This window comes from Parabacteroides sp. AF18-52 (genome assembly GCF_003479145.1).
GTDB lineage: Bacteria > Bacteroidota > Bacteroidia > Bacteroidales > Tannerellaceae > Parabacteroides > Parabacteroides faecis.
Genome location: NZ_QUGR01000004.1, coordinates 235,285 through 248,382 on the forward strand (window position 1 = coordinate 235,285; position 13,098 = coordinate 248,382).

Consider the following 13,098-nt stretch of genomic DNA (forward strand, 5'->3'; position numbering starts at 1 on the left):
CACGAGAAACAGTAAAAGATATATTATCCAGGTTTTATTTATCGTCATAATGACCCAGGGCTGATACTATATAAACCGTTACGATATTGTCATCCACTCTGTAAATCAGTCTGTCTTTTTTATTGATTTGTCTGGACCAGTATCCTGATAATTCATGTCTAAGCGCTTCAGGCGATCCTATACCCTCGAAAGGAGTTTCGGACAATTCCTGAAATATTCGCTCAATACGTTTAATAGTCTTTTTATCACCAGATTTGTAGTGGGCGGCAAGTTCTTTCCTTGCTGTATTTTCTATTTCTATAGAATACTTTCCCATATATTGCTGGTATCTTTTACTTTTGTTGTATCTCCTTTACTGATTGCCTTTTCTGCCTCTTTGATTCGTTTGACCAATGCCGGATCGATAGTTTCTTCCAGCTTTATTTGCCAACCAAACCTTTGCGCCAGTTTCTTTATGAGATCTGTATCCATTGAAGGAAATATAATCTCTGCTCTATGTAATGTTTTAGTTGCCATATTCATGATTGTTTTAGTTATTACAAAGATAAGGATAAAAAATGAAAGATAGCACAGAATACGTTCTATCATAGAATATAATTCTTTATATTTGTAAGAGTTATAAAGCCCATTGGTGAAATCCGATAGTAAGGTTTACGGAAGAACTTAGTTTGTCGGAATTACCGACAGACTCATGTTTAGTTTTTGATATATAATAACCGTTAATTGGAAGAAATATGGCAAGGTATCTTTATTGGATGTGTTTATGCTATTTACTGTGCCTGTTGGGCAGTTGTACTTCAAAGAGTAGCGAAGGCGAGACGGATGAGTTGCCTTTTAATCCGAATGTAGAAGCCTTTACATCGGGGAAAATATCCCGGTATACGCCGGTGTATCTGATATTCAATCAGGATATACCGCAGGATAAACTGAAGAGTGACCGGCTGTCTAAACTGGTCCGTATCAAACCGGATGTTGCTGGAGAGTTTTCTTTCGAGAATAACCGGACCATTGTTTTCAAATCGGCAAAAGATTTTGAACGGAATACTTCCTACAAACTGTCGGCGGACCTTTCCGAATGGTTTGACGTGACAGGTAAAGACAAAGAATTTACCTTTGGTTTCTCTACCTTCCCGATGGCTCTGCGTGCGAATTTGGAATCGATGGAGATCAACAAAAAGAATGAGCTTGGCTATGATGTGTTGTGTACCTTGCTGACACCCGATAAGGAATCCCCCGAAACAGTAGAATCCTTGGTACGTTTCTCCGAAAAGGCGGATGCCGTATGGCAACACAGTCCCGACGGGAAAAAACATCAGGTCACTTTGCAAAATGTAGAAGCAGGAACTGAAGGAAGCCGGGAACTGATCCTTTCCGTTGCACCGAATAAACTGGGTGTCGATGAGGCTAAATTACTTTCCGTGAGTATCCCCGATCGGAATGATTTCGAAGTTTATGACGTAACCTATGTAACGGAACCTGAACGCTATGTGGAAGTGACATTCTCTAAGGAACTGGATTCTTCCCAGGATATGCAGGGGTTGGCATTTATTGCCGGTAATACCTCTGAAACGGTGAATGTGGAAGGAAACAGGTTACGTCTGTATCCTGATGCGCAACGTACAGGAGTGATGAATGTACATCTGAACAATCAGATCCGCAGCAAGAACGGACTGACGTTGAAGGATGATGTGACCCGTCAGGTGGAGATCAGCAGTCTGTTGCCGGATGTCAAATTTATCGGGCAGGGCGTTGTTATTCCCCAGTCTACACAGTTGCTCGTACCTTTCCAGGCTGTTTACCTCCGGGGCGTTGTGGTGCGTGTGATAAAGATACTCGAACAGAATATAGGACAATTCCTGCAAGTAAATAATCTGGACGGTACTTCGGACCTGATGCGTGTCGGCCGCCTGGTTGCCCGTAAGACGATCTTTCTGGATGAAGACGGCGGTAATCTGTCTAAGTGGAATACCTATGCCATCGACCTGAAACAACTGATGGACCCGGAACCCGGTGCTATCTACCGTGTTGAGCTATCCTTTAATAAAGACCTGTCCGCTTATCCGTGTGACGACTCTGTGAAGGTATCCCGCGAACAACTGCTGGCTGATAACGAGATCAAGTTCAAAGAAGAAAGTTCCCGTTTCGACAATGGCGGATATTATTATTACAACGGCGATTTCGACTGGAACGATTATAACTACAACGAACGTAATAATCCTTGTTCAAACAGTTACTATTATAATAAGGTAGAAGGTAAGAATGTCCTGGCAACCAACCTGGGCCTGATGGCTATGGCAGGTGAGGACAACGAAATGACTGTCCTGGTCCATAACCTTATTACCACGAACCCCGAGAACGGGGTCAATGTGGCTGCCTATAATTACCAGAACCAGCAACTAGCATCCGGCATCACGGATAGTCAGGGACAAACCCGCCTGAAGATTACTTCCGGCAAACCTTTTTACCTGATAGCCTCAATGGGCAGGGAACGTTCCTACCTGCGTGTGGATGGTGGTTCGGCTTTATCTCTAAGCTCTTTCGATGTTTCCGGCGAAGTTGTGCAGAAAGGCATCAAAGGATTTATTTATGGCGACCGGGGTGTCTGGCGTCCGGGTGATACCCTGTTCCTGAGCTTTATGCTGAATGACCGGGCAAAGAAACTCCCGGCTAATCATCCGGTGGTCATGGAATTGTACAACCCGCTGGGACAACTCTATTTGCGTAAGACGCAAACCAAAGGTGAACTGGGCTTATATTCGTTTGCCATGCCGACCGAGGCAGATGCACCGACAGGAGCCTGGAGCGTAAAAGTAAATGTGGGTGGCGTCAGCTTCACCAAACGCCTGCGTGTGGAATCGATCAAACCGAATCGTTTGAAGATAGACCTGTCCATGCCGGAAAAGACATTGCTGCGGGGCGAACCGCTGAATGCCCGTCTGCATACGGAATGGTTGCAGGGAGCAACAGCCAGGAACCTGAAATATGATATTCAGGGTACATTCATCTCGACACCGACCACGTTTGCCGGTTATAAGGATTTCTATTTCGATGATCCGTCGAAGACATTCAACAGTGAGGAAAGTAAACTGATATCCGGTACGACGGACGAGAAAGGGGATGCAACCATACAGGCAAAGTTCGAGATCGGCTCGACGGCTCCGGGTATGTTGATGGCGAACTTTGTGACCCGTGTCTATGAAGAGTCGGGCGATTTCAGTATCGATGCGAACCGGATGCTTTATTCTCCTTATAAACGGTATGCCGGTATCAAATCGCCGCAGCAGACACGTGATCAACTCAACACGGGGAGTAACTATACCTATGAAGTAGCTTCCACAGACTACCAGGGTAATCCGCAGGCAAACACGGAACTGGATGTGCAGGTCTATAAAGTCTATTGGTATTGGTGGTGGAGTTCGGACAACAGTAGCCTGGCTAATTACGTATCCGATTCGTACAACAAACCGGTCAAACAGTTCACTGTCCGTACCGGGGAGAACGGCAAGGGTACTTTCCAACTCTCGTTCAGTAATGAAGAATGGGGTACTTATTTCATCTCTGTAAAAGATAAGGAAAGCAAGCATTCTACCGGAGTCATGAGCTATTTCGACTGGCCTTACAACGAAGGACGCCGGAATGCCGACGGCAGCGAATCGGCCAGCATGCTGACATTCAAAACAGATAAAGACAATTACCAGCCGGGCGAGAAACTGATTATCACGATCCCGTCGGTAAAAGGAAGCCGTGCCGTTGTCAGTATAGAAAATGGAACGAAAGTCCTTTCCGTAACCGAGCATACCTGCGACGATCAGCAGACCGTGATCAAACTCGATGTGACTAGGGAAATGCAACCGAATGCATACGTCTACGTCACATTGCTCCAGCCTCATGGCATTACTAAAAATGACCTGCCGATCCGTATGTACGGAGTCGTTCCGTTTACGGTGACTTCACCCGAAAGCCATTTATATCCGCAGATCAGCGTGCCGGATGAGATCAAACCGGAAGCTAAATACGAAATCACTATCTCTGAGAAGAACGGACGGGAGATGGCCTATACATTGGCTATCGTGGATGAAGGTCTGCTCGACCTGACCCGCTTCCGTACACCCGAGCCCTGGAAGGCGTTCAATGCCCGCGAAGCTCTGGGAGTCAGTACCTGGGATATGTACAACTTTGTCGTCGGAGCTTATGGAGGACGCATCGAGCAACTATTCAGCATCGGCGGTGACGATGCCCTGAACAAAGGTCCGAAAGCTATCGTAAACCGCTTTAAGCCTGTCGTACAGTTTGAAGGCCCGTTCCTGCTGAGGGAAGGAAAGAAACAACATCATATCTATACCATGCCGAATTATAACGGTCGGGTGAAAGTGATGGTCGTAGCCGGAAACGGAGAAGCCTACGGACACGCCGACAAGAGCGTCTTTGTGCGTAAGCCGGTGATGTTGCTCGGTACGTTGCCGCGCGTGATCGGTGTAGGTGAGGAGATGGTTGTCCCGGCTACTGTCTTTGCGACGGAAAACGGGGTGGGTGACGTTGCTGTGTCAATCAGTTGTTCCGATAATATGGAAATAATGGGTTCGGCAACCCAGCAGCTTAACTTCACTAAGACAGGTGATAAGCAGGCGTCGTTCCGTATCAAGGTGAAAGACATGCCGGGAGCCGGACGGGTAACGATCACGGCATCCGGGAAAGGCGATAAATCAGTCTATGCAACGGATATAGAGATCCGTTCCGTCAGCCGTCCGCAGGTGAAGGTTCTGCCTGTCACCCTGGAGGCCGGTAAGTCATGGACACAAACTGTCCGTTTGCCGGGTATGAAGGGGACTAATTCGCTGACACTGGAGATGTCGGATGTACCGCCGTTGAACCTGTCCTCCCGTTTGTCTTACCTGATCGGATATCCTCACGGATGTGTGGAGCAGATCACTTCCAAAGGTTTCCCGCAACTGTATATAGGTGAGTTTGCCGCTTTGTCGAAAGAGCAGCAGGTGACAACCGAGAACGCTGTCAAGGAGGTAATCCGCCGCCTGCGTTCTTACCAGACGGTGGACGGAGCATTCTCTTACTGGCCCGGCGGTACCAGCAGCAACGCCTGGGGGACGGTGTATGCAACCCATTTCCTGCTTTCTGCCGAGGCTAAAGGTTATCTGGTTCCCGATGGAATGAAGCGTAACGTATTGAATAACCTGCGGCGTGTAGCGCGCGACTGGAAACCGGTAAGTTCCTACTATGTTCGTTCGGAAGAGATGACGCAGGCATATCGTTTGTATGTGCTGGCATTGGGACAAGTACCTGAGGTCGGTGCCATGAACCGCCTGAAAGAAAATAAATCGCTGACACCGATGAGCCGTTGGCTGCTTGCTGCCGGTTATGCTCTGGTCGGACGTACCGATGTGGCGAAAGGCTTGATTGAAAAGACGACGGAAGTGAAGACAGACTATTCGGATTACGACCTGACATTCGGCAGCAGCCTGCGTGATGAGGCTATCCGTCTGATGACACTGACTTTGCTGAATGACGGTAAAGAGGCTGCTTTGCTAACCCGCGATATCTCGAAGGTTCTTTCTTCGGATGACTGGCTGAGTACGCAGTCCACGGCATTTGCTTTGGTAGCCCTGTCTGACTATATGGCTAAATACAAGGTCGGAGGTTCGATGGACTTTACCTATTCCTGCAGCGGAAAGACGGGCAACGTAAGTTCCACAAAGAATGTATGGACGGAAAAATTACTGGATAAAGCCGGAACATCTGCAATGGTTGACCTGCAGAATACCGGTAAGTCGACCTTGTTCGCCCGCATCCTGACCGAAGGTATTCCGGAGCAGGGCAAGGAAGAGGCCTATGCGAACGGTGTATCGTTGGCTGTCAGCTATACCGATCAGAACGGTCGCGCCGTAGATGTGGCCAAACTCCCGCAGGGAACGAATTTTATGGCTGTGGTAACGGTTAAGAATCCATCTGCCCGGGGCATGAACAATCTGGTATTAACGGAGATATTCCCGGCAGGTTGGGAGATTCTCAATACCCGCTTTCTGAATGACGGAGCTACGGATAACCAGGCTACAGGCGTGAACTACCAGGATATCCGCGACGATAAGGTGTATAGTTATATCGATTATCTGCCATCGGGTCGCCAGGTGACTGTAAAGATCAACCTTTGTGCCGTCTATCCGGGACGTTTCTATCTGCCTCCGGTTTATTGCGAAGCGATGTACGACAATCTGATCCGTGCGAATACGGAAGGGAAAGAGGTTGTTGTTGAATAAACAGGCTTTTAGGCCTAAAATCTCTACTTACACTGTTCGACCGGCTTTTACGAGATCTTGGATCGTAAGATAGTATAAGTATATCGAAACAAAAGCTTGCTTTATTCAGAAGCAAGCTTTCTATCTTTGCAGTATATTTATACAAATAGATTAATGAAGAAAAGACATTTACTATTCGCCCTGTTTTGTGGTGGACTTTTATCTTGTACAGCCCCTACGGCAACACAGCAGTTAGCCAAAGAAATCCTTGCCGATCAGAGTTTCCATGTGGTCGACAGTATGGCCCGTTCTGTGATCCGCAGCGGGTTCAATGCGGGAAGCGGTTATTCCCAGATATGGGCACGCGATATGAATACCTTTATCGAAGTAGCCTGTGAAGAGAGCAACCCGTCCGACCTGCGTAATGCGATCCTGCTGTTCTTTGCTTTGCAACAGCCGAACGACGAAATGATAGATGGTTATGTCCTGAAAACAGATTTCAACTGGGGCGATGACCATCCGTATTATTCGGATGCGGCTCCCGACCATGTCGCTTTTAAGAATACGGTCGAAACCGACCAGGAATCTTCTTTGATCCATATCGTAGGAAAGTATATCCGTAAGACCGGCGACACCTCTATCCTGAATGAAACGGTTGCAGGCCGCACGGTCTACCAGCGTATGGTCGGAATGATCGACTATCTGATGAAAGAACGTTATAACGAGCAATACGGCCTCCTCTACGGTGCCATGACGGCAGACTGGGGAGACGTGCAGCCAAACGACGACTTCGGTTGCGATATGAACGAACTGTCCGACCCGGCTATCGATGTCTATGACAACGCCATGTTTATCATTGCCCTCGATTATATGCAGGAGATGACTGCGGACGAGGCAGATCAGACTCGTTGGAAAGAACTCCGCGCCCGTATTGCCGCAAATACCCGTAAACATCTGTGGGATGCGCAGCGGCAGAAGTTTATTCCGCATATCTATCCCGAAAATTCTCCGATACCCGAAGGCTTTAATGAACTGGACGTGCATTATCACGGAGGAACGGCCATTGCGATTGAAGCCGGCCTGTTGTCTCCGGAAGAGATCGCTACGGTCAATGCGCAGATGCTGGAAAATGTCCGTCTGTCGGGTATGCCGAGTATCGGTTTAACCTTATATCCCACTTATCCGGAAAACTTTTTCCGTGGAGGAATGTCGAAAGCGTATATCTATCAGAATGGCGGTGACTGGACCTGGTTCGGAGGCCGTATGATCCAGCAGCTTATTGCCAATGGGATGGTAAAAGAAGCCTATGAAGAAGTACGTCCGATGATCGACCGGGTAATCAAAAACAAGGGTTTCTACGAATGGTACGGTATGGGCGGTGTGCCCAGTGGCTCCGGTCATTTCAAAGGATCGGCAGGAGTACTGGCAAAAGCTATCGAGATGTTTAATGAATGGTCAGAAGAAAATAAATAAATAATGAGAAAGAGTAATTATGATAAAAGTCCCTCGACAGCTGTCGACGGGGCTCTTTGGAAAGGTTGGGAGTCTGTGCTGGATAAGTTGAAGGAAGCATGCAACGTCCCGGAAAAGTTGGCACGAAAGGTCGTTGTCATTGAGTGTTATCATGGTGTATATCCGGAAGAACTGGCTGAACATCTGGCAACATTGCAACCTTCTTTGATGATTCATTCGGATCAGTGTTTTAAAGGCGTAAAAGACATTGAGAAGATGACTTATCCTTATCTGACAGACGATCGCCTTTTTGGACGTCGCGCACCCTTTTATTATGCAGACTTTCTGGATGCAGACAAAGTAAAAGAATGCCGGGAGAAGATAACAGCGTCTACCGGGTTGATTCTTATTTACGGACATGCCGCGGCAGAGATTGTCCGCAAAGCCGATGTGCTGGTTTATGTGGATATGGCACGTTGGGAGATACAGCAGCGTTTCCGTCGGGGTGAGATCGATGGGTTAGGTGTGAAGAACCGTGAGGAAGCCCCTTCCTACCATTATAAACGGGGATATTTCATCGACTGGAATGTCTGTGATGCCCTGAAGAAAGAATTACTGCCTGAAGTCGATTACTGGCTGGATACCCATATTGCCGGTATGCCGAAGATGATTACCGGTGAGACGATGCGTGCCGGTCTGGAAAAGACTGCCCATAAACCGTTCCGCGTGGTTCCTTTCTTCGACCCTGCACCCTGGGGCGGTCAGTGGATGAAAGAAGTATGCGACCTGGATAAGGAGCAGGAGAATTTTGGCTGGTGTTTCGATTGTGTGCCGGAAGAGAATAGCTTGTATCTGAAAGTTGAAGGCGAACTGTTCGAGATGGCTTCCAATAACCTGGTGTTCTATCAGACACGTAACCTGTTGGGTGGTCCGGTAGAATCGTGTTTCGGACAGGACTTCCCGATACGTTTCGACTTTCTCGATACGATGGGAGGGGGTAATCTGAGTTTACAGGTTCATCCGACAACTCAATATATCCATGATACGTTCGGTCTCTGGTACACGCAGGACGAGAGTTACTATCTGTTGGATGCCGGTGAGGATGCAACAGTTTATCTCGGACTGAAAACCGGTGTCGATCCGGAAGAGATGATCTCTGCTTTGAATGAGGCGCAGGTCTCGGGCGAACCGTTCGATACGGAGAAGTATGTGAACAAATGGCCGGCAAAGAAACATGACCATTACCTGATCCCGAACGGGACCATCCATTGTTCGGGATCGAATGCGATGGTGCTTGAGATCAGTGCGACACCCAGTCTTTTCACCTTCAAACTGTGGGATTGGGGACGTCTGGGACTGGACGGTAAGCCGCGCCCGATCAATATCAAACACGGCTCCCATGTGATCCAGTGGGAACGGCAGACTGATTTTGTACGCGACCAGCTGGTCAATCATTTCGAACCGCGTGCCGAAGGTGAAGGTTGGGTGGAAGAACGTACCGGCCTGCATGAAAATGAGTTTATCGAAACCCGTCGTCATTGGTTTACCGGAATGGTGCCGCACAATACAGGTGGGGGAGTCAACGTTCTTAATGTGATCGAAGGTGATGAGCTGATCGTGGAGAGTCCGACGAATGCGTTCGAACCATTCATTGTCCATTATGCCGAAACGTTTATTGTTCCTGCCATAGTCGGTGATTATACGATTCGTCCGTATGGTATTTCCGAAGGGAAATCCTGCGGAACGATAAAAGCATATGTTCGGGTGAAAGGATAAAATCGAATATCAATTAAAACACATATATATAATGTATAGTAACGATAACCGCATAGTAATGACTCTCGACGCCGGAGGAACCAACCTGGTCTTCTCGGCTATCCGCGGGGGCGATGAGATCGTGACCCCGATCACTTTACCCTCCTGTGCCTGCGACCTGGATCAGTGTTTGGAACAACTGGCAACAGGTTTCACCCGTATCCGTGAGCAACTGCCGGAGCCGCCGGTCGCTATCAGCTTCGCTTTTCCCGGTCCGGCAGACTATCCGGCAGGTATCATCGGTAACCTGCCGAATTTTCCTTCTTTCCGGGGAGGTGTGGCATTAGGTCCGTATCTGGAAGACCAGTTCAATATCCCTGTCTTCATAAATAATGACGGTGACCTTTTTGCTTACGGGGAAGCACTGACCGGTGCTTTGCCGGAGATAAATAACCGTTTGGAAAAGACAGGCAGCATCAAACGTTATAAAAACCTGTTGGGTGTCACATTGGGTACAGGTTTCGGTGCAGGAGTCGTTATCGATGGAAATCTGCTGATGGGCGATAATGCTGCCGGAGGTGACATCTGGTGTTTCCGCAATAAGAAATATCAGCAGTATATTGTAGAAGAAAGCGTGAGCATCCGTGCCGTACAACGAGTGTACCGGGAGCTTTCCGGAGACACAGCCACTTATACTCCGAAAGATATATTCGATATGGCAGAAGGCACCCGTCCGGGTAACCAGCAAGCAGCCCTTCGTGCCTTTGCCGAACTGGGAGAGATGGCGGGGGATGCCATAGCACAGGCAATCACGTTGATCGACGGCCTGATCGTGATCGGCGGTGGTCTGACGGGTGCGGCTAAATATATCCTTCCCGCACTTTTACAGGAGATGAACAGCCAGACCGGCATGATGGACGGCAGTCGTTTCAGTCGTTTGCAAAGTAAAGCCTATAATCTGGATGACGAGACTCAATTCAGCCAGTTTGCAAAAGGAGAAGCAGTCAAGATACACGTTCCCGGTTCAGGACGCGAGGTGGATTATGACCCTTGTAAACGTATCGGAGTTATGATCAGTAAGCAGGGTGCCAGTCGTTCGGTAGCTTTGGGAGCTTATGTTTATGCACTAAATCAATTGACAAATTAGTTGACAGTTGACAGATGACAATTGACAGTTTAGCTTCGCGCTCGATAAATAAATCGGCTGAGAGCCGAAATAGCTGTCAACTGTCACTTGTCAACTGTCAACTAAAATAATAAACAAGTTACGCCATGAATAAAAACAATTTCTTAAGTGCGGCTCTCTGTCTTTTGGCTGGTGGATTGGCTATTGCCTGTTCGCCGGTGAAGGAGGAGAGGGTTGCAGAAGAACTATCCCAATATGTGGAGCCACGTATCGGGACAGCCCATTGCCGTTGGTTCCATTTCACGCCGGGAGCTTATCCTTTCGGGATGGCAAAGCCTGCCCCGTCGACCAATGGGCATCTGGGGAATAACTCCGGCTGGGAAGCTACCGGCTATGATTACCGGGATACTTCGATCGAAGGTTTCCCCTGCTTGCATGAATTTCAGGTGGGCGGCATCGTCCTGATGCCTACGGTAGGCGAGTTGAAGACTGTCCCCGGTGCCGTGGATGATTCTACCGGAACCGGCTATCGTTCCCGTTTCGATCATTCGGAAGAGATTGCAACGGCCGGCTATTATTCCGTTAACCTGCAAGATTACAATATCCGTGCAGAACTGACCGCTACGCCCCGCGTGGCTTTCCAGCGTTACACCTTCCCGGCATCCGACGAGAGCCGTATCCTGTTCGATATCGGTAACAGGCAAGGAGAGAGCGGTGCTGTGAAAGATGCTTCCGTCACCCTGAACGAAGATGGGACAGTAGAAGGCTGGGTAATCACTATGCCGGAATACGTAAAGAAATATCAACCCGGAGCAGAAGTTCCTCTCTATTTTTTCGCCCAGCTGGATAAACAGCCGGAAGGTTACGGTACATTTGCCGGAGAGAAGATACAGCCGGACACCCGACATATTTTAGGTATCGGATCAGGTTTGTACCTCACTTATAAAACGAACGAAGGCGAAAGCATTACGGCTAAGGTTGGCCTCTCGTACACATCCGTAGCGAATGCCCGCCTGAACCTGGAGGCAGAAGCACGTACATTCACCTTCGACCAGGCGAAAGAAGCCGCCCATCAGCAATGGGAAAACTACCTCGGACGCATCCGGGTAGAAACTCCGGTGAAGGAAGACAAGGTGAAATTCTACACCGGCCTGTATCATGCGCTGTTAGGGCGTGGGTTGGCGAGCGATGTGAACGGAGCTTATCCCCGCAACGACGGCAGTGTCGGACAAATTCCCGTGAAAGACGGCAAGCCGGTACATAATCTGTATAACACCGATGCAGCCTGGGGTGCCCAGTGGAATCTTTCGCAGGTATGGATATTGGCTTATCCGGAATATGCTTCCGATTACATCAGCAGTCATTTGCTGGTTTATAAAGATGCCGGATGGCTGGCGGACGGTATTGCCAACAGCCGTTACGTATCGGGTGTCGGCACGAACCTGCTGAGTACGATTCTGGCAGGCGCTTATCAATGCGGCATCCGTGACTTTGATGTAGACCTGGCTTATGAAGCATCCCTCAAAAATGAACTCGATGGTACGGACCGTCCGCTCGGTGCCGGTAAGGTCGATACGGACATGTTTCTCAAATACGGTTATGTCCCCCACCAGGATAAAGGCGACGGACCGGACGAAGCGTTTATGTTCTCCGCTTCCCATACTTTGGAATATTCTTATAGTGCCTGGGCCGTTGCCCAATGGGCAAAGAAGCTCGGTAAGACGGAAGATTATGATAAACTGATGTGGTTGTCCAAAGGCTGGGAACGTATCTATGACCCTTCGACCAATTTCGTACGCCCGAAAAAGGCAGATGGACAGTTCATCGGTGATTTCAACCCGATGCAGGTCTGGCGCGGTTTTCAGGAAGGAAACGCCTGGCAATACACGTTCTATGTGCCTCAGGATCCGGCAGGACTGGTCAGCAAGGTCGGTGCGGATGTTTTCAATCAACGCCTGGATAGTATCTTCACTGTTTCCCAAAAGCTGATTTTCAGCGGTGGTACGGAAGTCGGTGCTTTTGCCGGTCTGCAAACCCTGTATAACCAGGGTAACCAGCCTTGCTTGCATATCTCCTGGCTGTTCAATGAAGCCGGACGTCCTTCGCTGACCCAAAAATGGGTACGTGCCATCCTCGATGAGTTCTATGGTACGGACGGGATTCATGGCTATGGTTACGGACAGGATGAAGATCAGGGCCAGTTAGGTGCCTGGTATGTGATCGCTTCACTGGGAATGTTCGATGTGAAAGGCCTGACGGATTCATCGCCGTCTTTTGCTTTGGGCAGTCCGGTATTTGACAAGATAACCATCCAGCTCAACAATCGATATTATAAAGGAAAAGAGTTTGTTATCGAAGCAAAGAACAACAGTAAGGAAAACGTCTATGTGCAGCAATACCGCTTGAATGGCGAGGTATATCCTGCCACCCGTATTCCTTTTGAAACAATCACTGCCGGAGGGCGCTTGGAGATGGATATGGGCAATCAGGCTGTGGATGATTACAAATAAAGAATAT

The 13,098-nt window shown here is 48.6% G+C and carries 7 protein-coding genes; 5 read left to right on the forward strand and 2 right to left on the reverse strand.

Annotated features, from left to right (window positions below):
* Positions 1-34: 34 nt before the first annotated feature.
* The gene (locus DWX23_RS09555) at positions 35-316 is read right to left on the reverse strand and encodes a Txe/YoeB family addiction module toxin (protein WP_122374307.1); all 282 of its coding nucleotides are present in this window, start codon (positions 314-316) and stop codon (positions 35-37) included.
* On the reverse strand, positions 298-516 hold the full coding sequence (locus DWX23_RS09560) for a hypothetical protein (RefSeq protein WP_147382531.1): 219 nt from the start codon (positions 514-516) through the stop codon (positions 298-300). The genes DWX23_RS09555 and DWX23_RS09560 overlap by 19 nt, the downstream gene beginning before the upstream one ends.
* 218 nt (positions 517-734) lie before the next feature.
* On the opposite strand from DWX23_RS09560, the gene DWX23_RS09565 reads away from it, so the two are divergent.
* The 5 genes from DWX23_RS09565 (at position 735) to DWX23_RS09585 (ending at position 13,091) form a co-directional block, all read left to right on the forward strand.
* Positions 735-6,269 (forward strand): alpha-2-macroglobulin, encoded by a 5,535-nt coding sequence (locus tag DWX23_RS09565; protein ID WP_122374309.1) that lies wholly within the window; start codon positions 735-737, stop codon positions 6,267-6,269.
* Positions 6,270-6,422: 153 nt separating this feature from the next.
* Positions 6,423-7,721 (forward strand): GH36-type glycosyl hydrolase domain-containing protein, encoded by a 1,299-nt coding sequence (locus DWX23_RS09570; protein WP_122374310.1) that lies wholly within the window; start codon positions 6,423-6,425, stop codon positions 7,719-7,721.
* Between the two features lie 3 nt (positions 7,722-7,724).
* Entirely contained in the window at positions 7,725-9,476 is a 1,752-nt protein-coding gene (locus tag DWX23_RS09575) for a class I mannose-6-phosphate isomerase (RefSeq protein WP_122374311.1), read from the forward strand.
* Positions 9,477-9,507: 31 nt separating this feature from the next.
* Positions 9,508-10,602: an ROK family protein gene (locus tag DWX23_RS09580; RefSeq protein WP_199673260.1), complete on the forward strand. Its 1,095-nt coding sequence runs from the start codon at positions 9,508-9,510 to the stop codon at positions 10,600-10,602.
* Positions 10,603-10,727: 125 nt separating this feature from the next.
* A complete protein-coding gene (locus DWX23_RS09585) occupies positions 10,728-13,091 on the forward strand; it encodes a GH92 family glycosyl hydrolase (RefSeq protein ID WP_122374313.1) in 2,364 nt (787 codons plus the stop codon).
* Positions 13,092-13,098 lie beyond the last annotated feature (7 nt).